Consider the following 22,507-nt stretch of genomic DNA (forward strand, 5'->3'; position numbering starts at 1 on the left):
GCAACCTTGACTCATCCTTGATTTTACTGCCATGCAGAGATATATTCGATCGCCCCTAGCCCTAACCCTGAGCATCAGCCTCTTAGCTAATTTTTTAACCGCTTGTAATAATGCCAAAACCCCAGATAACACTGCCTCTAGTCCCACCACCACTGGCCCCAGTGATCAAGGCTTAAAATTAGGGGCCTTACTGCCCATTACCGGAGATTTAGCCGCTATTGGTCAAAATATGCCCGAAGCAGCCGCCCTAGCGGTGGAGACTATCAATGCCTGTGGTGGAGTCAATGGCAAACCCGTCACCCTCGTGAAAGAAGATGACCAAACCGACCCCGCCGCCGGTGCTTCAGCGATGACGAAACTAGCGGAGGTGGATAAAGTAGCCGGTGTGATCGGTTCCTTTGCCAGTAGCGTCTCGGGAGCAGCCGTCGATGTGGCGGTGAGAAATAAAGTTATGTTAGTCTCTCCGGGTAGCACCAGTCCCGTATTTACTGACAGGGCGAAAAAAGGCGATTTTCAAGGTTTTTGGGCGCGGACGGCTCCCCCAGACACCTACCAAGCTCAAGCTTTAGCGGCCCTAGCTAAGAAAAAGGGTTTTCAAAATGTGGGAACCGTCGTGATCAATAACGATTACGGAGTCGGATTTGAACGGGAATTCGTGAGCGCTTTCGATAAATTAGGCGGCACTATCACTAATAAGCAAAATCCCGTCCGTTATGACCCGAAAGCTGCCACTCTCGATAGTGAAGCGGCGGCTGCCTTCGCTAACCAACCGGATGCTGTAGCGGCAGTCCTTTACGCTGAAACGGGCAGTTTATTACTACAAGCGGCCTATAAACAGGGATTGACCAAAGGAGTTACCGTCCTCCTCACCGATGGGGTTTATTCGGAAGATTTCACCAAACAGGTGGGGAAAGGAACCGATGGTAAGTCAATTATTGCTGGCGCCCTAGGCACGGTCCCTGGGGCCGACGGTCAAGCTTTAAGCGCTTTTACGACTCTCTGGAAAGAAAAAACCGGCAAGGATGTCACCGCTTTTGTTCCCCATACTTGGGATGCGGCGATTTTATTGATGTTAGCAGCCGAGGCGGCTAAATCTAACACAGGTGAAGGGATTCAAAGCAAGATTCGTGAGGTGGCTAACGGTCCGGGGACGGAAGTAACCGATGCTTGTCAAGCCATGGAAATGATTCGCAAAGGCGAGGATATTAACTATCAGGGGGCCAGTGGCAATGTGGATATCGATGAAAATGGCGATGTGGTCGGTAGTTACGATGTCTGGACTGTTAAGGATGACGGCACTCTCAAGGTTATTGATAAGGTGACACCCAATCAGTAATTAGTGATCAGTGATCAGTAATCAATAATCAGGAGGCAAAAGGCAAAAGGCAGGAGGCAGGAGGCAAAAGGCAGCTTTATTCTCCCCACACCCCCGCTCCTCTCTCCCCTCAACACCCACGAAGTCCGTTGACAGCAGCACACTTTGTGCTTTTTGTCAAAAAAACTTTTTTTTTGCAATAAAACTACACAAAAAAAAGATCATCGTTGTGGGTGAAATTGACTCATTTACCTGTCTTAATGAGGATTACCTTCTAGGTGTGGTAAGGGTTTCAACCATTGCTGCCCAAAAAAGCAAAGGATAAGCCATTGTGAAATTCAGTAAAATCGCTGTTACCATCATAACATCGTTGTTAAATAAAAATCTTTCTCAATTAATTTTTAAGAATTTGTAAATATTGCGGAATGTTAATTTAAATATTCTCAAGTTTCTGGAGTCAATAAATAATTTTTGCTTATAGCTTTTCCGATCAAGATCCTGTCTTTTAGACAAAAAATCTCTCCCTAAAGAGGAGAGAAGTCAAAAAAGCACGAATAACAATGGGGGGAGGCGGTTTTTATAGGTCGCCACCACGAAAAGCTAGTAGGAAAATGACAAAGGGGCCAGCTAACATGATTAGCGCCACGAAGGTGAGTTGAAAAATGGGTTCTAAATTGAGAGCCGCAAATAATTCCATGATGTCTCCTAACCTGTCTACAATGATTTTAAGGGCTAATCTGGTCAAAACCATTGTCTATCATACAGGGGATGATTCGCCGGTTTTCCTGATTCGATACAAAAATACATAAAGTTTTGTTGCAATTCTGAATTTTCCCGCTTTCCTATTTCCTTCCCACTAGGGGCAATCTCAATGTTCAACTCTCTGGCCACATCTCCCGACTCGTTAACCCAGATTTATACTGGTTTTCAGGCACTCTCTGACCCCCTGCGACTGCAAATTCTGCAACTGTTGCGACATCAGGAATTATGCGTCTGTGAACTGCGCGACCATCTCGATATCGCCCAATCTAAACTATCTTTTCACCTAAAAACGCTAAAAGAAGCCAATTTAGTCCGTAGTCGTCAAGAGGGTCGTTGGATCTACTACAGCCTGAATCTATCTCAATTTCTTCTCCTAGAAGAATATCTATCGGAATATCGTCGTTTTGCCGCCCTCGTCCCCGCTCGTTTCTGTGAGGAAAATCAGTAACCAATCAAGATTTTTAGAAATATTAAAGCTTTATAAATGGCTTTTACCCTTGACATATCAACTTTTTTTGAAATAATAAAGATGGGTTGCCCAATCTCCCATTATTCCCTTTCCACCTTTGTGCGATGACTAATCAAATCAATCCTAAAGCCGCCAAAGCTGGTGGTAGCCTTAGTGTTTTTGAAAAATATCTTACCCTTTGGGTTATTTTCTGTATTTTGGCGGGAATTGCCCTCGGTCGGTTATTTCCGGACGTAGCGCAGACTTTAGATGCCATGAGTATCTATAACGTTTCTATTCCGATCGCCATCTGTCTTTTCTTCATGATGTATCCGATCATGGTTAAGATCGACTTTTCTCAGGCTCTTCGGGCTGCCCGTACTCCCAAACCAGTTATTTTAACTTTAGTGGTTAATTGGCTGATCAAACCCTTTACCATGGTGGCGCTGGCTCAATTTTTTCTCGGCTGGCTGTTTCTGCCTTGGTTGAGTCAAACGGAGATTATCCGAGGACAGACGGTAAGTTTAGCTAGTTCCTACACTGCTGGAGCTATTTTACTAGGAATTGCACCCTGTACGGCCATGGTCTTGATGTGGGGCTATCTTTCTTACAGTAACCAGGGTCATACCCTAATTATGGTAGCAGTCAATTCCCTAGCGATGCTTTTTCTCTACGCTCCTCTAGGTAAATGGTTACTGGCGGCTAATAATTTTGTAGTCCCTTGGCAGACCATTGTTTTTTCTGTGTTAATCTACGTTGGTTTACCGCTTATTGCTGGTATCTATAGCCGTCACTGGATTTTTAAACATAAAGGACGGGCCTGGTTTGAATCGCGTTTTCTTCACTATCTCAGTCCTGTGGCAATCACTGCCTTATTGTTAACCTTAATCCTCCTCTTTGCTTTCAAAGGCGATTTAATCGTCAGTAATCCCCTGCATATTTTCCTGATTGCTATTCCCCTCTTTATTCAAACTAATCTGATTTTTTTTCTTAGTTATGTGGCCGCTCTCAAACTCAATTTAGTTTACGAAGATGCCGCTCCCGCTGCTTTAATTGGTGCTAGTAATCATTTTGAGGTAGCGATCGCCACTGCGGTGATGTTATTCGGATTGAATTCGGGGGCTGCTTTAGCGACAGTAGTGGGGGTATTGATTGAAGTACCTGTGATGTTAATGTTGGTAGAATTCTGTAAAAAAACCGCCTTTTGGTTTCCCAGAGATCCAGAAAAAGCCACCCTTCTCGATCCTCGTTGCTTGAGTTCTTATAAATAATTATTCACCATGATCCAATCGACTCACAAACCGAGAATTCTTTTTCTGTATGGTTCTTTGCGGGAACGTTCCTACAGTCGTTTATTAGCAGAAGAAGCGGCCAGAATTATCACTGAATTTGGGGCAGAAGTGCGCTTTTTTGATCCCCGTGAATTGCCGATTTATGGCAGTGTTCCCGATACTCATGCCAAGGTGCAAGAATTACGAGAATTAAGTCAATGGTCTGAGGGTCAAGTCTGGTCATCTCCCGAACTTCACGGCAATATTAGTGGCATCATCAAAAACCAAATTGATTGGATTCCCTTAAGTATTGGTGCGGTTAGACCTACCCAAGGCCGCACCTTAGCAGTCATGCAAGTAAGCGGAGGTTCCCAATCTTTTAACGCGGTTAATACTTTGCGAATTCTTGGTCGTTGGATGCGAATGTTTACTATTCCTAATCAATCTTCTGTGGCTAAAGCTTATCAGGAGTTTCACGAGGATGGCACGATGAAAGATTCCCCCTATCGAGATCGGGTTATTGATGTGATGGAGGAACTTTATAAGTTTACCATTCTCCTGCGAGATCAGGTAGATTATCTGACTGATCGCTATAGTGAAAGGAAAGAAAAAGCCGCCCAAGAAATAGCCACAATTGCCCATAAAGCTATTAATTAAATCAATTTCTAGGAGTTAAAATCATGAAAAAAGTTATGTTTGCCTGTAGAAAAAATTCCTGTCGTTCCCAAATCGCCGAAGGTTTCGCTAAAACTTTGGGCGCGGGTAAAATTGCCGTCACAAGTTCCGGATTAGAAGCGGCCAAAGTTCACCCCGGAGCAATCGAAGTTATGGGGGAAATTGGTATCGATATTACTGACCAAACTTCCAAATCAATTAGGGATTTTAATCCTGAAGATTACGATGCCGTTATCTCCCTATGTGGTTGCGGTGTCAATCTGCCGGAAGGATGGGTTTTACAGGAAATTTTCGAGGATTGGTTAATTGATGATCCCGATGGTCAACCCATCGAAACTTTTCGCCGAGTTCGCGATGAAATTAAGGCTAAAGTTGTCGGATTAATCGAGCAGTTAAGTAGGTAGTTGTTAAAAGTTTTCAGATCCCCACCTTATCAAGGAGTTTGGGTAGGGTTGATTCATGAATCAACCCTACTATGAATCAACCCTACTATGAATCAACCCTACTATGAATCAACCCTACTATGAATCAACCCTACTATGAATCAACCCTACTATGAATCAACCCTACTATGAATCAACCCTACTATGAATCAACCCTACTATGAATCAACCCTAGGGGGGGGCAGCGGAGATCAGAGGCAAAATCTATCTTTAATTTAATTATAACTACTTACTTAAGTTAATTTTCCCCAAAAATTTTCGGCTCTCTTGTCGTTTGTGTGATAGATTTTAGCGTTCGAATCTGTCTTCCTCTCTGTGTCCTTTATGCCTTTGTGGTTTATCCCCAAGAGGGTCTTTTTTCCAGTCTATCCCTTCGGTGAGAAAAATAATAAGGGGAACCACAGTTGATGAAGAATATCTTCATTAATTCGACGCACGGCTAACCATTCCAACATATTGGAACGATGGCAGGTGGCCACAGCGATGGCACTGATGTCATCTTCTTCTGCTGCCGTCAAAACTTCTAATACAGGTGTTCCTTGTCGCACTTGGCTCTGTACTTGCAAACCGAGTTTTTCTAGTCGCACTTGCACCGATTCTAATTCCCGACGGGCATCATTTAAACGAGATTCGGTGACACCGGGATCGCGACTGATATTTTCCACTACCCGGACGAGGAGGCATTGCTCAAAAGACCCAGGGGCGCGGGTTTGAGCGTATTTTTCCATCTGTTCAATTAGATAAATCGCGTCGGGACTGCCATCGTAGGGAATTAATAAATGTTTCCAGAGATGCTGACAGCGCAGGGCTAATTCATCGTGAGTATAAACTGATAATAATTGCGGTCGGAAAATCAGCAGCGGAATATCGGTAATACCTGCGATCGCTAAACTGGTACTACCGAATAATTTTTCTTGGACAGCGCCGCGCCGGGGATTTCCCATCAAAATCACGTCGATAGAATGATGGGCGAGGATTTCCCGCACGGCATCCACGGGACGACGGTTAGAGATTTCCAGACTAACTGTCATACCGTCGGGAATATTTGCTAAAGCTGGGGATAATTTTTCTTTAGCCGCGTCAATTTTTCCTTGATCTACGGCAGCTAGGGTGGGTTGTTCCCAAACCGGAATACTGTGGAGGAAGATAACTTGTTTTAAGCCGCTCAGGGCTAAGTGTGGCACACAATGGACAAGACGATGGAGACCATCGAAAAGATCTGTACAGATCAAAGCGCGCTCGAACATAAATTAACCCCTAGCAATTCGGTTATTCTTCCCTAAGAATAGCTAAAAAGGTGAAGAAATGCGCCCCGCATCCCTAGCTCGTTTCCGCAGAAACCCAGCCGGAGAAAGAGGTCGCCCGCAGGGGTGAAATGAGTTACTGGGGGGCCCAGGGATTAGAATCTAGACCCCACTGGTGTTTGAGAAAAGCTTTGTACATATTTTCTCTGACCATCATTTGTTCGTAGAGCTTGATCAGGAAATCCTGCGCTTGCTCCTGACTCATTTTTTCTACCTGAGTCTGAAAAGAACGAATGTTGAACTGTTGTTCTAAGGAAAGTTCGATCGGTTGAGACATGGTGTTCCTCCTCGATGAAGACAGTGGTTGATAACAAGCGAGATGGGTGATTGGTATCACCTCTTTTCTTTAACTAATGTAACAAATACTTGACAAAGTGTCAATGTATCTGTAGAGAGGGTTTTGCTTTTTTCCTCCTGTTAGCTAGGATACCCCGCCGCCAAAAGCAAAGAAGCATATAATGATACATTTAGCAAGAGTTTTAATAAAATTTTGCTTACTGTGAACAAATACCTAAGTAGTTATACTTATTTTTTTCCATGGCAGCCCGGAGCGAGAGAAAATATTTGACAAATTGTGTAAACATTCTGTAATAATCGAAGAGAGTGACATAAATCGGGTAAGTTGAATGGTTAGCCCTGTTAACAGCTAAAAAACGTAACCCCTAGATTCCGTCCCTCTCGTTGAAATCGTTAAGGATAGTCGAAATTGACGGCCACAGCCGCTATCGTGCAGAAACTACAAGCTTATCGCTGGGAAAAATTCTCCCTAGCTCTGTTTGCCTTAAAAAAATCAGGATACAGGCACGGAATGTCGCACAAGTTTTTACATCAACCTATACTTGGAGGAATCCATCATGTCCGTTCGTCTATACGTTGGTAATTTGCCCAAAGAATCCGTAGAGCGCGAAAAATTACAGGCGCTTTTTGCCGATGAAGGGGATACGATCACTACTAAAGTCATCAAAGACCGCAAAACTGGCAAATGTCGCGGTTTTGCCTTCGTTACCGTCCCTAGCGATGAACTAGCCGACCAGTTTATCGAAAAATACAACGGTCAATCCTTCATGGAAAACCCGATCAAAATCGAGAAAGCTCTCCCCCGCAGCAAGGGAGGTAAAGAAGAAGGAGAAGAAGCAGAAGGGCCGGAGGCCAGCGTAGAAACCCCAGAAAAAGTCGAAAGACCAACTCCGAAACCGACGACGGCAGCACCGCGCAAATCCAGTGGCGGTGGTGGCGGCAAAAAACGCAAGGCTGAACGGGGTGGCAATAATGCCCCGAAAGTTACCAGCGATGGTGACGCTTTACAGCCAGATCCCCGTTGGGCCAATGAATTGGCTAAACTCAAGGAAATGTTAGCAGCTCAGGCCACTAACCCCTAATTCCATTGACAAGAGGGCAACGGATGACCGATAACTAAGAGGTTCAAAACATCGCTTTTAGGAGTGTGCATCATGACAGCAATCGATCCGGTCATTATCATGAAACAGGAGGTCGGTAAGGCCGCCGCTAATCTAGTTCAATCTAATTCAGTCGTGGGATTGGGAACTGGTTCAACGACGGCCTACGCGATCGAATATCTGGGCGCTAGACTGCAAAGCGGGGAAATCAGCAATATTGTCGGGGTTCCCACTTCTTTTCAAGCGCAAGTTTTGGCCAGGAAGTACGGAATTCCCCTCACTACCCTCGATGTCATCGTGAAGATGGATATCGCTATCGATGGGGCCGATGAGGTGGATCCCCAGAAAAACCTGATTAAAGGTGGCGGTGCTGCCCATACTCAGGAGAAAATTGTCGATAGTCTCGCCGATATTTTCGTCGTGGTAGTGGATGGCAATAAGCTGGTGGATAAGCTGGGATCGACTTTTCTTTTGCCGGTGGAAGTGTTACCCATGGCCATGACTCCGGTGATGCTGAAATTGGAGGCCCTCGGTGGTAAACCTTCCCTCCGCATGGGAGTGAAAAAAGCCGGCCCCGTGGTGACAGATCAAGGCAATTTAGTTATCGATGTTAAATTTGATAGTATCGATGATCCGGCTGATTTGGAAAGAACTATTAATAATATGCCGGGGGTTTTAGAAAATGGTTTATTTGTCGGGGTTGCTGATCTGATTCTCGTCGGTGAAATTATCGACGGTAAGCCGGTAGTCCGCGAGATTAGGTAGGCTTAATTATTCTTAATCTAATAATAAAACAGGCCCGCAGGCCTGTTTTATTCAGTAGTTAGGTGTTAAAAACTGTCAGACACCCCCCTTAATAAGCGTAGAGTTGATTGATAGTAGGGTTGATTGATAGTAGGGTTGATTGATAGTAGGGTTGATTGATAGTAGGGTTGATTGATAGTAGGGTTGATTGATAGTAGGGTTGATTGATAGTAGGGTTGATTGATAGTAGGGTTGATTGATAGTAGGGTTGATTGATAGTAGGGTTGATTGATAGTAGGGTTGATTCATGAATCAACCCTACTTAATAAGGGGGGATTGAGGGGGGATCGAATTATCGGTTTATACAGACAAAGAGCAAAATAAAGAGAGGCTATAGGCTAATAAAAAATATGCCCCTTTTTGACAGAAAATATCTGGGAAGATTGCAACCAACGGGACTCAAAAGAACTGAGATGAGTGGTGGTAATTAAAGTTTGAAAACGGTCTTCGATCGCATCTAATAATTGATTTTGTCGTTCGATATCTAATTCCGCTAAAACATCATCGAGGAGTAGTAGGGGAGGTTCCCCGATAATCTGCTCTAATAACTGTAATTCCGCTAATTTCAAGGCTAAAACTAAGGTTCTTTGTTGTCCTTGGGAACCGTAGGATTTAGCGGGGTTTTGGTTAATTAAAAAATCCACTTCATCCCGGTGCGGACCGACTACCGATGTCCCTAGTTGTTTCTCTGCCAAACGACGGGTTTCAATCTTATCTAAAAAAGCCCTTTGTACCCCATTGACATCATCTTCTACCCAAGGCACATTGGGAATATATTGTAATTCTAAAAGTTCGGTTTTTCCGCTAATACTTTCGTGCCATTTTTGGGCTAAAGGAATTAATCTTTGCAGGACTCTCGCCCTTCTTCTCGTTACTCTTGAACCGGTTTCTGCTAGTTGTAAATCCCAGAGTTTTAGTTGGGATAAATCTCCATAAACTTTCCCCTCTAATTCCTGTTTACGAATCTCTTTTAAGAGGGCATTCCTTTGTCGTAAAACCTGATTATATTGCTGTAAAATATGAACGTATAGGGGTTCTAATTGAATTAACAAAGTATCTAACCAATCTCGGCGAGCTTCCGGACCACCGCGCACTAAATCCAGATCGAGACTAGAAAATTGTACCGCATTAATCACGCCCAAAAAATCGAGATGACGGCGCAGGGGTTGACGGTCACGGATCACGGTGCGACGACCGGAAGAACGGAGAATTAAACTTAATTCTGATGCGCCATAAAGACGATTAACCCTAGCAAAAATTCTCGCCTCTGAGTCCGATTCTAGCACCAGATCCCGATCCTTGCTGACTCGATGGCTCTTGAGAGTCGCCAAAAGTTCGATCGCTTCTAGTAAATTGGATTTTCCCTGAGCATTATTGCCCAATAATATTGTTTTTTTGGACTCGAATTTTAGCAACTGTTCGGCATAATTTCTAAAACTGTGAAGGTGCAGGTGTTCTAGATACATTGCAAGTTGGGGGTTGGGGAATTATGAAGTGGGGTGTGGGGTGTGGGCTTCGGCCGTGAGCTCAGCGTTCGACAAAAGCTCACGCCGAGGTCCGAACGGGTGTGGGGTGTGGGGGAGTGGGGGAGTGGGGAGAAAACAGCTGATCACTGATAACTGATCACTGATCACTGATAATGGCAGCGGTTGAGGGTTAAGTGAATTTGGTATAATTCCCCTTGACAATCAATATTTTATAGTAGCTTTTGCTTTGAAAATTCCTTTTTTGCCTTTAAAACAGATTGAAAGTCTGTATAAGCTCGCTTTGATTGCTATACTCGCTTTTGATGCTTCTGTTTCCCTCGCAGGACAATTTCCCGATGGCAGAATATTTTTTGAGAGTTCTCCCACTCTGGTTAATTTCTTCGCTACTTTCCAATCCGTGCGTACTTGGGGGGCAAAATACTATCTTACCATCGCTCTACCGCCGTCCCTCGGGGCGCCCTTGGGCAAAGTAACCCTACAACAGCAGCCTAATATTCAAACTATTGCTTTTCTTCTCGATCAAACCTTTGCTTTTCTTGGCGATCGCAATCAGCGAGGCGAAAAATTAACCCTAAAATCCACTACCTTTGACCCCAAGACTAAGACGATCACGGTCATTTTTGATCCTCCTGTCCCCCCCGGTAATACCGTTTCCATCGGTCTGAAACCAGTACGAAATCCCGATTATGGTGGTGTCTATCAGTTTGGAATTACTGCTTATCCCCCCGGAGAGAATTCCCCCGGATTAGATCTAGGAGTCGGACGTTTAGCAATTTATGAGGCTGGCGATCGCTGGTAGGCTGTTCCGCGTCTAAAAACATCAAGGAGAACTTCCCACCTCACCCTTGAGATAACTGCCCTAACTTTCCTGTCTGAGTTTTAGAAAAATTTAACTTTATTCAATCCATGAACATCTGTTCAGATGTTATACTAAAGTCAGTAAAGAAGTTCAGAGGTAGTAGCCATGATCGCTGTCACCACCATGAAGTGTGCTTGTGAATCCTGTTTGTGTGTAGTATCGATCGCCGATGCCATCGAAAAAAACGATAAATACTACTGTTGCCAAGCTTGTGCCGATGGTCACGTTAACGAGAAAGGCTGTGGACACAAGGGCTGTGGTTGCGGTTAAATTTAGTTAGGGTTTGCTGAATAAATCTAAAAACCTTTCAGCAAACCCTAGTATTGGAAAGAAGGGGAAAAGTATCGGAATTGATAACCGATCGGGAAAAAACATGGCCATAGAGAAAATAGCACCGGTTTGTGGGGAATCCCATCACCAAGGGGGGAAATTCCAGCACTTGCAGGGATTAGAACTAGAAAAAGCCCAAAAAATGGCCGAATTTTTCAGCCTTTTGGGGGATGCCAACCGCCTAAGAATTCTATCGCTTTTAGCCAAACAGGAATTATGTGTTTGTGACTTAGCCGACGACTTAGGGATGAGTGAATCGGCCGTATCGCACCAGTTAAGAACCCTAAGAGCCTTAAGATTAGTTAAATACCAAAAACAGGGACGGAGAGTCTTTTATCGCCTTGCCGATCATCATGTTCTTGACCTTTATTATGCGGTCTCGGAACATTTAGAAGAGCCAGCGGACGAGGATTAAAACAGTCCCAAAGCGGGTAAAACAAACTGTAAAAGCAGAGAACCAATCCCCTGCACCATTTGGTCTAATTGAGCGTTGCCACCACCTTGTTCTCGCGGTTTTAGGGCGATTTCCATGCCTTTAATAAAATTCTCTGCTGCTTCGTAACCGGGGGTGTTACCTTGCTGTTGAAAGAGAGTCGAAGCCATTTGAGCGTCCTGGGCTGCTAGCGCATTTTGTCCCAGACGATAGTGAGCCATAGCCCGGGCCAGATAAGCTGGAGCATATTCCGAGTTAATTGTCAAGGCCTTATTAAAATTTTCTATAGCGGCGCTGGTGCGTCCCTGTTTTCCTTCCACCATTCCTAGACCGTAGAATAGTTCAGGAGTACCGGCACTACTGGGAATTCCCACCGCACCCTGCACGTATGCAGTATCTAGTTTGGTGTTGTCGAGGTTAGCATTATTGAGATAAGCACCTCTTAAATCCGCACCCGTCAAGATTGCGCCAGTTAGGTTCGCTCCAGTCAGATTAGCACCAAAAAGAGAGGCTCCAGTTAAATTTGCCCCACTCAGATCCGCCCCACTTAAATTAGCTTGACTAAGATTGGCCCCGACGAGATTGGCCCCATTTAATTTTGCCCCGACTAGATTCGATTGCACTAACCCCGAACCGCTCAGATCGCATTGGGGACATTTTCGGGTGGATAATAATTGCTGTAGGTGGTTTAAATCTTCCGTCTGACCAACTAGGGACAAGTTAAGGGGAAGACTGAGGGCGAGGGTTAGGGCGATCAATTTGTACATAGTTTAAAAATAACTCTATTTATTATTACTGATAATACCCATTCGATCGGGGCTAATCGCTGAACTAGATTTTGCTTGAGAAATCAGCCCTTGTCAACTAAAATAGAAGATTAGAGGCTCTTAACGTCAGAAGAAGCGACAAAATCGAGATTTGTTACCTTTTCAACAGCAAGTTTTTTAAAGGAATTTCCCTATTTCATAATGACTACTCTACACGGTAATTGGCTGATTGGTTCGCAAGATAGTGTTTTTTTTCTTTGGGGTGAACAGTGGCAAGGGAAGGAATTAAGTGAAACAAAGGAAAATCATCCTTTTTGTCTAGAATCGGGGCAATTAGCCCAATTTATCGAAAAATTTTTCCCTCAGCTTGACCGGTATTCTCCAGAATCAATCAAGCTCAGTCTGCCTAGTTATTCTCCCCCCAGGAAAAAATATTTTTTACCGCTCCTGTCGGGGCAAATTCTCGAACCCACAGCTAAATCCTTGTCTTGGCAACCATGGCAGGTATCGGGATTAACTTTTTCTGCGGGGATGATAGTGCGGTTATGGGAGAAATTACCCCTAGCTAAGGCCGAATTTATCGGCAATGATCTACGATTTTGGCTGTATTTGCACCGTTGGAGTTTAGATTTATTAGCAAGGGGGAAATTTTTAGCGGGAATAAATCAGGGTGAAAGTTGCTGGTATCCCCTGCTGGATAGTACCATCGATCGCACTCGTTTAGCTAAGTTTATCCAAACCATCCCCCCGGTTTGTCTTGCCTATCAAGAAAATAGCGAACCACAAACAATTATTCTCGATTGCTTGAAAAATATTGTCGATGCTCGTTTGCGACAAAAGATAGATAGTAGTGTTAACATTTCCCCCTCATTGATGGTGAAACCCTGGCTACAATCTTTAAGCGGTGATAGTCATGACATTGCTTTAGAAGCCAAGAATTTACAGCGTCTAGAAAATGCTTATAATAATTGGGTGTTTCCTATCCAAGAAAGTTTAGTTAATGGCAATAATCGCCAATTAATCGAGAATCAATACCGTGTCTGTTTATCTTTACAACCTCCCAGTTTAGGAACAGTATGGAAACTCACCTATTATTTACAAGCGTTAGATGATCAAGAATTTCTCATTAGTGCCAAGTTGATTTGGTTAGAGGGCAAAGAAAGTTATCATAGTTATCAAAGAGTTGTCAATAATCCTCAGGAAATTCTCTTAAAAGGATTGGGATTAGCGGCGCGATTGTACGAACCGATTAGAATTAGTTTAGAGCAGAGACACCCAGAGGAATGTTCTCTTGATTCGATCGAAGTTTATCAGTTTATTCGCTCGATCGCTTGGCAATTGCAAGAGCAGGGATTAGGGGTAATTTTGCCAACGGGTTTAACTGCTGGTAGTCATGAACAAAGATTAGGAATTAAGATTGCTGCCAGTGTAACTCCCAAAAAAGGAGAAAGATTAAGTTTAACCAGTTTGTTAAACTTTCAGCTTAAATTAGTGGTAGGGGAACAGGAAATATCGAAAAAAGATTTTGATAAGTTATTAGAGAAAAAATCGCCAGTGGTGGAAGTGGGGGGCAAATGGTTAATCCTACAACCCAGCGATGTCAAAGCAGCTCAGGCAATTTTAAATAATACCATCGCTCCCCTTAATCTCTCGGTGGAAGATGCCCTGCGCTTGAGTTCAGGAGATAATAATCTAATTGCTAAACTGCCAGTAGTCAATTTCCAAGCGGAGGGAGCATTAAAGGAATTAATTGATAATTTAAATAACAATCAAGCTATTCAGTTAATCAACCCACCGCGGGAATTTCAGGGGGAATTACGTCCCTATCAAATCAAGGGAGTTAGTTGGTTAGCTTTCCTAGAAAAGTGGGGTTTAGGTGCTTGTTTAGCCGATGATATGGGTTTAGGAAAAACCCCGCAATTAATCGCTTTTTTACTAGCATTAAAAGAACAGGATATGTTAGTTAATCCTGTGTTAGTGGTGGCTCCCACTTCTGTGGTCAATAACTGGGAACATGAATTAAGAAAATTCGCTCCCACCCTGGCCGTTTTTGTGCATCATGGCGAAAAAAGATTAAAAGGTCAAGCTTTTGCTCAAGAGGTAAAAAATAAATCGGTTGTTATTACCAGTTATCCTTTAATCTATCGCGATCTGTCCAGTTTAGAAGCAGTACAATGGCAAGGTTTAGTTTTAGATGAAGCTCAAAATATTAAAAACTCTACGGCTAAACAATCCCAAGCAGTGCGAAAAATACCCGCAGGATTTCGGATTGCCTTAACGGGAACTCCCGTAGAAAATCGCCTGACAGAATTATGGTCAATTTTGGATTTTCTCAATCCCAATTTTTTAGGAACTCAAGCCTTTTTTCAGCGTCGTTTTGCCCTTCCCATTGAAAAATACGGCGATCAAGAATCCCTGCATAATTTGCGTTCCCTTGTCCGTCCCTTTATTTTACGGAGATTAAAAACCGATAAAAATATTATTGAAGATTTACCAGAAAAACAGGAAATGAATATTTTTTGTGGTTTATCGAAAGAACAGGGACAACTTTATCAACAATTAGTCGAGACAACCCTCCAGAAAATTGAAGAAACTCAAGGAATTCAGAAACATGGATTAATTTTAACCTTGCTAATGCAACTAAAACAAATTTGTAATCATCCCGCCCATTTTTTGAAAGAAAATAGTTTAGAAACCAGTCAAAGATCGGGAAAATTATTACGTTTAGAAGCCATGGTAGAGGAAGTGATAGCAGAAGGCGATCGAGCTTTAATTTTTACACAATTTGCCGAGTGGGGAAAACTCCTACAAACCCATCTCCAGAAAAAATTAGCCGAGGAAATATTATTTCTCTCCGGTTCTACTAAAGCAAAAGATCGGGTAGAAATGATCGAGCGCTTTCAAAATGATCCCCAAGGACCAAAGATTTTTATTCTCTCCCTCAAAGCGGGGGGAACAGGATTAAATTTAACCCGCGCTAATCACGTTTTTCATATCGATCGTTGGTGGAATCCTGCCGTAGAAAATCAGGCCACTGATCGCGCTTTCCGCATCGGACAAAAACGCAATGTTCAGGTACATAAATTCATCTGTACGGGAACTCTAGAGGAACGCATTAATGAGATGATCGAAAGCAAGAAACAATTAGCGGAACAAACCGTAGATGCTGGGGAAAATTGGTTAACAGAATTAGATACCGATCGCCTGCGAGATTTATTATTATTAGATCGATCGGCAATTATTGATGAAGAAGAAACCGATTAGAAGCGAACCACCTGATAAACCGTAGAACCATTCTCAAACAGGGGCCGATAGTAAATACCGCTGCAATTGTAATAAAGTGTATTGTCAGCCGTGATTGTGGTACAGCCGTCGGGAAGATAGGTGACAATCGCACCGATTGGAGGGGCCACCACCGTGTAGGAACTACCGCTAGGCTGAAGATAGATGCCGTCCGAGTAAATGTAGGAAGTGGAACCCACATAGACGGTATTGTAGTAGGGGGGGAGAGTAGCGAGCGCTGAACCGATGACTAAGCCAGTGGTTAACCCCACCCAACCCCAACCCGGGGGGACATAATAACCGCCACCGTACCAACCGCCACCACGCCAGTAACCGTTGCGATTATCGTCAATAAAGTTCTGACGGTTCTGTTGGCGATCACCAACCTGCTGCTGCCGTTCACCCTGTCTTTCGCTGCGTTCCCCTTGACGGATATCGGTTCTTTCGCTGCGTTCCCCCTGCCGGTTTTGTTGACTGGTTTGCCGTTCACCCTGTCTTTCCGTGCGTTCCCCTTGACGGGTTTGTTGACTGGTTTGCCGTTCACCCTGTCTTTCCGTGCGTTCCCCTTGACGGGTTTGTTGACTGGTTTGCCGTTCCCCCTGTCTTCCAGAAAAATCTCTAGAGGGTTGGGAACGATTACTAAAATTGCCTCGGTTTTGCAGATCACTACTGCGGCTAACCCGTGGGGAAGCTCCACCACCGCCACGACTACCACCGCCACCGCCACGACTACCGCCACCACCGCCACCGCGAGCGTCCACATAATCCGTTACCAGTAAACTTGTACCCAAGAGGAGGGCGGCAAGAACACATAAGTTTTGACATAAAGCTCTTTTCATAGCCCGGACTCCTTGATTTTTTTATTCGCCTTGGCTGCTTATCTTCCCAGATTATTTTCTTTGACATACTCCCACCGTCAAGCTACGCTGTGACGGGGGATTCTTGACCTATCACTATCGGAAATTCCTTGTTCAACGAGACAGCTTAGATTCTCAATGTCTCCATTAAGAATCCAGAGACCGGACTCTCCCAAGGCGTTTGGGTCGGTTTCTGTTTGCCCAACAGTACCGTTGACACTTCGACTTCGCTCAGTGTCAATGCCGAGCGAAGTCGAGGCATTGAGATGATTTCCCAAATATTTCAACCCTTTTTTAAGAATGTTGATGGCTGCATTATGATCCCTATCCAAGACTGTTTTACAATTGGGGCATTGATGAGTTCTAGTGCTTAAGGTTTTTTGAACTCTCGTACCACAAACTGAACAATCTTGGCTAGTAAAATGGGGAGGAACAGCAACACAAACAATCTGATAAATCTTGGCAAAATAATTCAACCATTCGGTGAATTGATACCAAGAAGCATCAGAAATCGACTTGGCAAGCTTACGGTTTTTGACTAAGTTTCTTACCTTTAAAGCTTCATAGACTACCAAATCATTAGACTGGACTAACGCCAAAGCGTCTTTAATTGCTTTGTCTTTACGTTGTCTTGATACTTTCAGGTGAAGCTTGGCTACTTTTATCCGTTGCTTGTGATAGTTGTTAGACTGTTTCTTTCCTTGACGAAACTTTTTGGATAATCTCCTTTGTGCTTTTTTCAGTCGTTTTTCTGACTTTCTTAAATAACGTGGATTCTCTACAGTATTGCCTTGAGCGTCGGTATAAAACTCTTTTAACCCTAAGTCAATTCCTGTTATTTGTCCCGTTGGTTTATGGTATTCTTGCCGTTCTACGTCAATCAGAAACTGGCAATAATAACCGTCAGCACGTCTAACAACTCTTACCCGTTTAATCTGTTGTTCTGAATAATAAACTAAGGTCTTTTGACTACACCATAAATCAAATTCTCCTGCTTTAAAGCCATCGGTAAATTTAATTTTACGTCGATCATCAGAGAGTTTGTAGCCTGTTAGTTTGTATTCAACAGAACGACTATGCTTTTTGAACCGAGGAAACCCCTTTTTCTCTGGTATATTAGCATGATAATTCTGGTAAAACCTAGTAATTGATTGCCAGGCTCTATCAGCAGCAGATTGACGTGCTTGAGAGTTTAATTTATTTACCCATGGTGTCTCTTTATTGTTAGCTAGTACCGAGCAAAGTTTTTGGAGATCATTGCGGGTTGTTCCTTGATTGTCCATCCAATAACGAACACAAGAGTTACGCACAAACTGAGAAGTTCTAATAGCTTCATCAAGTTTTTGGTATTGTTCTGGTGTCCCATTTTTTAACTTGGCTTCTACGACTAGCATTGATTAATTCTCGACCTTAGATAAATTAAGTATAACACAGTTTACCTACAAATGGTAGAATTAAAATTGTGCTTCGCGGTTGATATTCTGGTCGGATTTCATCCCCCGCTAATTTTAGTTAGTATCTTGTCGAAAAATCTAGCGGGGGCATTCATCCGACATTTTAGGTAAGCGTTCGACGGTTTCTGGTGCAAAAAAACGCTCTCCTGTTTCTAGACACACTCTGGCGGGAACATTTTCGATAAGTAGGTAGGCGTTAAAAATTATCAGACACCACCCTAATCAAGGGGGGACTAAGGGTAGGGTTGATTCATGAATCAACCCTACTATGAATCAACTCTAGGACTAAGGGGGGATCGAACCTAAAATCCATTTTTAATTTAATTATAACCAGCTACTTAATTTTGAGTAAAGAGCGAGAGGGATAGCTACAATGGATGTCTAAGGCTTTTGAGAATGTCCCGATCAGAACAGAATCGGCTTAATTCTTCTGAGAACATCCTGGAGCAACTGTTCTGGACACTTGCCGATAAGGCTCGCTTTTCTCGCTCGGAAGTCCAACGATCGCAGTTGCTCTACCATGATAACTCCTGTCACCGCCTCTCCATCTGGAATCTTGACGTAGAAAGGGTTCTGGCGTTGCCTATTGCTCACTGGGCAGACAAAGGCAAAACCAATCTTGCGATTAAAATCAATAGGGCTTACTACCAGTGCTGGACGATTACCCATTTGCTCATGGCCAATTTGTGGGTCAAAGCTCAACCGCACGAAATCTCCACGTTCTGGAATGTATGTCACCAAACCTCCTCTCCCATCGGCCGTCCCCAATCCACTTCCGGCTCAGGTGATTCAACAACCTCAGCCAGTAGTTCTTCTAGGCTTAACTCAGGCAAGGCTTGAATTAGCTCAATTATTAGCTTTCCGTTTTCCACAGAACATTCAACAACGTCCTTAGGATTGAGGTTCAGTGCCGCCACCGCATACTTGGGAATCCGAATCGCTAAAGAATTACCCCAGCGTCCAATCTGCGACTTCATGATCCCACCTCGAATTCGTTAGATATTCAAAGTATATCAAAACGCTGATTTAGGGGAATACCGACAAGCGATCGCATCTTATGAACGGGCTTTATGGCTGGGATTGATTATCCCTAGCGGGTAGAAGTTCGATACCGATCGACTCTGATCCCGGTTGGAAAGTGAAAGTATCGGCGGGTGTAGTGGGACTAAAATTCCAGTCGGATAATATTGCCGTGTACTGGGGTGAACCGGGTAGAGTTTTATAGGTGATAATCGCTTTCCTCAGTAGGGGGGTGGCATCTTGCGTGACCCAGATTTGATAATCGCGATCGCTACCGATCAGCAGCAGGTGATACATTTGTTCACCATTGACCATGTTGTTGCCGATAAAAATAATTTGTCTGACATCGGCCATGAGAGCCGCACAGGGATCGTTGGCTGCTAGATTTGACATGGGAATGGTGATTCCGTACCTTTGCTCTACTTGGTCTAAGGCTTCATCTAGAGTATTCGGTGCTGGTTTCGTGACGTATAGATCCCGTTCCAGATCCGCGAGGGTGAAGGTTTTACCGTCGTAAAAAAAGCGGGTAACTCGTTCATCCCCAGTGTAGTCCGAGCGCAGGCGATCGGGTTTCTCTACCCAGATGTTTTGATAGGCACTGTACTGAACTTTCGCCCCGGAGTCGAGTACATCGTCATAGGTGACATCCATATTGACGGTGAACGATCGCTGTTTGGTTAAATTAGCACAGAGTTGCTCGATCACCTGTTCTGCCGTTTTTGGGCGGATTTCCTGGGATAGAGTCGGTATTTCCGCCAAGACTCCTGCGGCAGTGACCCAAGGCAAAAGTAAAGAAAGAATCGGGATAAAGCGACGCATAATCATCTAATATTCTCCAAGGCGATGGATTGTTTTGGTTAACGACCATTGTGTAAACTGACTAAACGAGCGATAAAAACGGCGGGATAGAGAACTCCAGTCATTCCTTCTAAATTGGCCAGAACTCTAGCGATTTTACTGGTAGGAACTATATCACCGTAGCCAACCGTGGCCAGGGTAGTAAAACTGAAATGAATTATATCCGCCTGGTTGACGGTTTTAGCGGCGGAGCTAAAGGCATCGGGGTCGAAAATCTGGACAATACTGTAAGCGGATGCCCAGAAAAATCCTAAGAGAAAATAGACACAAATTCCCCCCTTGATGATATCGGATGTCACCTGTTCGGCGATGATTAATTCTCGTAAAATTGAGTACACGCATAAACTAATAAAAGCTAGAGAAATTAATGTACTAGACAGATCGAACCAACGGTTGAAATCGCTATAAATAGGGATAATCCTGCTGAATGCTCGCAGGAGGAGGGCAATCAAAAACAGACCGATATTACATCTTAAAGCCAATTTACTGCGATCGATCTGATAGACGGCGATGATCAGGGAGAGGGAGAAGAAAAGGAAAATCAGCAAATCTCCCAGGGGTAGATATACTAAAAATGGGTAAATAATGTAGAGCAAGACTAGATTTGCCAGCAGCCGATTGTATTTATTTTCTGTTGCCCGCATCAATTGACGGAATTTCATAGCAGCGAACCTTTAATTGGTAATATTTCCTCCTGCTAATTAATTTTAAGGGTATTTATCTCCTATCTTCTTTCTAAATTTTCTTGCTTGAATAAACAGCGAGTTTCTATCTATTAGCCTCTAGAAGACTATTATAGAAGCTTGGCAAGAGCGATCACTATCAAAAAATGGCAAACTTAGACTTATAGATAGAACTTTTCTGTAATTTTTTTATTAAGAATTGACCATAAATTTTAAAAAATATTGCGGATAACGAGAAACCCCTATTTCTTTCAATCAAGGAAAAAAGTCAGAGTCTGAAGTTATTAAGCTGCCCGCGCATTTAAATTGCTTGTTGAGACGAGGCAAGAGGCAAGAGGCAAGGGGGGTGGGCGAGATTCAGCTAATCTAAGGATAGGCGGTTAAGATGCGTCTTAGCTTAACCCATAAAAGCCAAAAAACTCTACAATTAAGATTGGTGAGGTATCCTGCATATTTACCAGAGAATAACTCTTAATAATACTTAATAATTTTTAATAATTCCGCTATCCTAAATCAGACAAGATGGATATCAATTTACAGCCCCTGATCGAGAGTGAGCGCTAAATCGGAGCAATCCGGTGCATAACGGAATAATTCTGTTATGTTCTCACGCCAGATCACATCATTAGATGTAGCCGCTTAAGGGTCACGACCCAATGAGATTAGCTAGTCTCAAGCGTCGGTCAAGGAACATCGCCCATTAGCAGGTGGAACACCAAAAGCTATCAACAAGCCCTTAAGCTGTCGAAGCCAACCTAACCCAGAAATGGAGTAGCAGAAATGCCAAATTACGTGTTCCAACTCGATGCCAACAAACGCCCTTTAGACATGATCCATCCAGCTAGAGGGAGAAAACTCCAAGCCAAAGGGAAGGCTGCTACCTTTCGCACTTATCCTTATGCTATCGTTCATCACCAGGGCATAGACAGCCCTAATACCAAGGAATACATTCTCAAAATCGACCCAGGAGCCGTCTGGACAGACTTTGCTATCCAATGCGGAGAAGATATTATCTTTCCCATGGAATTAAAGCATCGAGGCTTTGAAATCAAAGAATCCTTAGCTAAACGAGCAGGTTTCCGAAGCAGTCTTCGTTCTCGGAACGTTCGTTACCGTAAGAAAAGGTTTAACCGCCAAAAACCCGATGGCTGGCTACCCCCTAGCCTGAGCTATCGCCTAGAGACGACCCGCACTTGGATTAAGCGGTTCATGGCACTCTGCCCAATTACCCCCTTGGTAGTGCTTCAGCTAATATCTCTAACTTGGCTTGCTTCAATATTTGCAAGGTTACAACTATCATTAACAACAGTAGATATCTGGCTCGCCCCAGTTCATTTTCTAACACTTTCTGGTATAATTCACTTATCATTACGCGATGTGCAACTATATTTTTAGTCTTGATTTACAAGGCTTTCAGAAATTAGCAGAGATAAAGTATCCTCTGGAACCCTGATTCTGTCGTTTTTAGTTGCACATCGCGTTATCATTTTTGTTCTCTAGGTCATATTTACTATATATGACCTATCTTTTTTTGGAGTCGATGTTCTGTATCTTGGGCTACACAAGATTTTCAGCTCTCTTGTCCCCCTGTCAGCTTAAAGCCTTATTACGGATGAATTGTACTGTACGAATAGCTTCATCTATGGCAGAACACTGACTTGGTTTGACCACTGCTTTCATTTCTAGGATAATCATTGTTTATCGACCTCAAACAACTTATTTTGTATTAACCTATACAGCATAGATTGTCAAGATTTTAGTGGCCACCGAAGCTCTGTCGAAGTGTGGCCACTGAGCTTTTACATTGAGCCTGTCGAAATGTGTCGAAGTGCTGTTGTATATTGGTCTGGGTTCCATCCCGTCGCGCTAAGCGCGAGGGCTTCGGCCGTGAGCTCAGCCGAACGGTCTTCACCCCGACATTTGAGATAAAAAGACTTGTTGCGTAATAGTGGCATAATGGGGAAGAAACAATGATTGGATATCCCCTTGAATGCTGAACATTGGCCGAATATTGCATCAAGATAGACTCTTGAGAGCGACCACAGGACTCAATAGAAG

Annotated in this window: 23 protein-coding genes and 1 pseudogene; 12 read left to right on the top strand and 12 right to left on the bottom strand. The window is 43.6% G+C overall.

Annotated features, from left to right (window positions below):
* Positions 1-31: 31 nt before the first annotated feature.
* Entirely contained in the window at positions 32-1,336 is a 1,305-nt protein-coding gene (locus RAM70_RS09465; RefSeq protein ID WP_045358620.1) for an ABC transporter substrate-binding protein, read from the top strand.
* 556 nt (positions 1,337-1,892) lie between these two features.
* Here RAM70_RS09465 and psb30 read toward each other — a convergent pair.
* Positions 1,893-2,012 (bottom strand): photosystem II reaction center protein Ycf12/Psb30, encoded by a 120-nt coding sequence (gene psb30 / locus RAM70_RS09470; protein WP_002736367.1) that lies wholly within the window; start codon positions 2,010-2,012, stop codon positions 1,893-1,895.
* Between the two features lie 174 nt (positions 2,013-2,186).
* On the opposite strand from psb30, the gene RAM70_RS09475 reads away from it, so the two are divergent.
* The 4 genes from RAM70_RS09475 to arsC all read left to right on the top strand — a co-directional run bounded on the left by RAM70_RS09475 (position 2,187) and on the right by arsC (position 4,875).
* Positions 2,187-2,525, top strand: a complete 339-nt coding sequence (locus tag RAM70_RS09475; RefSeq protein ID WP_002802329.1) for an ArsR/SmtB family transcription factor — start codon at positions 2,187-2,189, stop codon at positions 2,523-2,525.
* Between the two features lie 125 nt (positions 2,526-2,650).
* A complete protein-coding gene (arsB, locus tag RAM70_RS09480; protein ID WP_045358618.1) occupies positions 2,651-3,796 on the top strand; it encodes an ACR3 family arsenite efflux transporter in 1,146 nt (381 codons plus the stop codon).
* Positions 3,797-3,805: 9 nt separating this feature from the next.
* Positions 3,806-4,453 carry an arsenical resistance protein ArsH gene (arsH, locus tag RAM70_RS09485; protein WP_287999682.1) on the top strand — a complete coding sequence of 216 codons (648 nt, stop codon included), beginning with the start codon at positions 3,806-3,808 and terminating at the stop codon, positions 4,451-4,453.
* 23 nt (positions 4,454-4,476) lie between these two features.
* Positions 4,477-4,875 (top strand): arsenate reductase, glutathione/glutaredoxin type, encoded by a 399-nt coding sequence (arsC, locus tag RAM70_RS09490; RefSeq protein ID WP_150978491.1) that lies wholly within the window; start codon positions 4,477-4,479, stop codon positions 4,873-4,875.
* Between the two features lie 404 nt (positions 4,876-5,279).
* Here arsC and RAM70_RS09495 read toward each other — a convergent pair whose 3' ends face one another.
* Positions 5,280-6,161 carry a universal stress protein gene (locus RAM70_RS09495; protein WP_312673453.1) on the bottom strand — a complete coding sequence of 294 codons (882 nt, stop codon included), beginning with the start codon at positions 6,159-6,161 and terminating at the stop codon, positions 5,280-5,282.
* Positions 6,162-6,294: 133 nt separating this feature from the next.
* Positions 6,295-6,495, bottom strand: coding sequence for an NblA/ycf18 family protein (locus RAM70_RS09500; RefSeq protein WP_002739006.1), 201 nt, complete (start codon positions 6,493-6,495; stop codon positions 6,295-6,297).
* 577 nt (positions 6,496-7,072) lie between these two features.
* Here RAM70_RS09500 and RAM70_RS09505 point away from each other — a divergent pair.
* Both RAM70_RS09505 and rpiA read left to right on the top strand, forming a co-directional pair.
* Positions 7,073-7,597 (top strand): RNA recognition motif domain-containing protein, encoded by a 525-nt coding sequence (locus RAM70_RS09505; protein WP_045358614.1) that lies wholly within the window; start codon positions 7,073-7,075, stop codon positions 7,595-7,597.
* Between the two features lie 72 nt (positions 7,598-7,669).
* Positions 7,670-8,380, top strand: coding sequence for a ribose-5-phosphate isomerase RpiA (rpiA, locus tag RAM70_RS09510; protein WP_002800674.1), 711 nt, complete (start codon positions 7,670-7,672; stop codon positions 8,378-8,380).
* Between the two features lie 377 nt (positions 8,381-8,757).
* Here rpiA and recF read toward each other — a convergent pair whose 3' ends face one another.
* Positions 8,758-9,885, bottom strand: a complete 1,128-nt coding sequence (gene recF, locus RAM70_RS09515; protein ID WP_002797623.1) for a DNA replication/repair protein RecF — start codon at positions 9,883-9,885, stop codon at positions 8,758-8,760.
* Positions 9,886-10,132: 247 nt separating this feature from the next.
* Here recF and RAM70_RS09520 point away from each other — a divergent pair, with 247 nt between their 5' ends.
* The 3 genes from RAM70_RS09520 (at position 10,133) to RAM70_RS09530 (ending at position 11,510) form a co-directional block, all read left to right on the top strand.
* Entirely contained in the window at positions 10,133-10,705 is a 573-nt protein-coding gene (locus tag RAM70_RS09520) for a DUF2808 domain-containing protein (RefSeq protein ID WP_045358613.1), read from the top strand.
* 165 nt (positions 10,706-10,870) lie between these two features.
* Positions 10,871-11,035: a metallothionein gene (locus tag RAM70_RS09525; protein WP_072024807.1), complete on the top strand. Its 165-nt coding sequence runs from the start codon at positions 10,871-10,873 to the stop codon at positions 11,033-11,035.
* A 103-nt stretch (positions 11,036-11,138) separates the two neighbouring features.
* Complete coding sequence (locus RAM70_RS09530; RefSeq protein ID WP_045358612.1) at positions 11,139-11,510, top strand: ArsR/SmtB family transcription factor; 372 nt, start codon at positions 11,139-11,141, stop codon at positions 11,508-11,510.
* Here RAM70_RS09530 and RAM70_RS09535 read toward each other — a convergent pair.
* A complete protein-coding gene (locus RAM70_RS09535; RefSeq protein WP_045358611.1) occupies positions 11,507-12,295 on the bottom strand; it encodes a pentapeptide repeat-containing protein in 789 nt (262 codons plus the stop codon). The two genes, RAM70_RS09530 and RAM70_RS09535, sit on opposite strands and share 4 nt — an antisense overlap.
* Before the next feature lie 201 nt (positions 12,296-12,496).
* Between RAM70_RS09535 and RAM70_RS09540 the strand changes: the two genes are divergently transcribed.
* Positions 12,497-15,559, top strand: a complete 3,063-nt coding sequence (locus RAM70_RS09540) for a sll1366 family intein-prone helicase (RefSeq protein ID WP_312673464.1) — start codon at positions 12,497-12,499, stop codon at positions 15,557-15,559.
* On the opposite strand, the gene RAM70_RS09545 is transcribed toward RAM70_RS09540, so the two are convergent.
* The 6 genes from RAM70_RS09545 to RAM70_RS09570 form a co-directional block, all read right to left on the bottom strand.
* Positions 15,556-16,416, bottom strand: a complete 861-nt coding sequence (locus RAM70_RS09545) for a DUF6515 family protein (protein WP_045358609.1) — start codon at positions 16,414-16,416, stop codon at positions 15,556-15,558. The genes RAM70_RS09540 and RAM70_RS09545 overlap by 4 nt on opposite strands.
* Before the next feature lie 77 nt (positions 16,417-16,493).
* Positions 16,494-17,828 carry an RNA-guided endonuclease InsQ/TnpB family protein gene (locus RAM70_RS09550; RefSeq protein ID WP_045358607.1) on the bottom strand — a complete coding sequence of 445 codons (1,335 nt, stop codon included), beginning with the start codon at positions 17,826-17,828 and terminating at the stop codon, positions 16,494-16,496.
* Positions 17,829-18,293: 465 nt separating this feature from the next.
* On the bottom strand, positions 18,294-18,626 hold the full coding sequence (locus RAM70_RS09555; protein ID WP_312673467.1) for a type II toxin-antitoxin system PemK/MazF family toxin: 333 nt from the start codon (positions 18,624-18,626) through the stop codon (positions 18,294-18,296).
* Positions 18,623-18,865, bottom strand: a complete 243-nt coding sequence (locus tag RAM70_RS09560) for an AbrB/MazE/SpoVT family DNA-binding domain-containing protein (protein WP_312673469.1) — start codon at positions 18,863-18,865, stop codon at positions 18,623-18,625. Before RAM70_RS09560 ends, RAM70_RS09555 begins: the two co-directional genes overlap by 4 nt.
* Before the next feature lie 91 nt (positions 18,866-18,956).
* Positions 18,957-19,733 (bottom strand): DUF2092 domain-containing protein, encoded by a 777-nt coding sequence (locus RAM70_RS09565; protein ID WP_045358605.1) that lies wholly within the window; start codon positions 19,731-19,733, stop codon positions 18,957-18,959.
* A 32-nt stretch (positions 19,734-19,765) separates the two neighbouring features.
* Positions 19,766-20,428: a potassium channel family protein gene (locus RAM70_RS09570; protein WP_312673471.1), complete on the bottom strand. Its 663-nt coding sequence runs from the start codon at positions 20,426-20,428 to the stop codon at positions 19,766-19,768.
* Between the two features lie 801 nt (positions 20,429-21,229).
* On the opposite strand from RAM70_RS09570, the gene RAM70_RS09575 reads away from it, so the two are divergent.
* A complete protein-coding gene (locus RAM70_RS09575; protein ID WP_052426697.1) occupies positions 21,230-21,844 on the top strand; it encodes an RRXRR domain-containing protein in 615 nt (204 codons plus the stop codon).
* Positions 21,845-22,045: 201 nt separating this feature from the next.
* Here RAM70_RS09575 and RAM70_RS09580 read toward each other — a convergent pair.
* Positions 22,046-22,144 (bottom strand): annotated as a pseudogene (locus RAM70_RS09580) (transposase); the annotation flags it as partial.
* Positions 22,145-22,507: the final 363 nt, after the last annotated feature.

Origin of the sequence: Microcystis wesenbergii NRERC-220 (genome assembly GCF_032027425.1) — a bacterium.
GTDB classification, from domain to species: domain Bacteria; phylum Cyanobacteriota; class Cyanobacteriia; order Cyanobacteriales; family Microcystaceae; genus Microcystis; species Microcystis wesenbergii_A.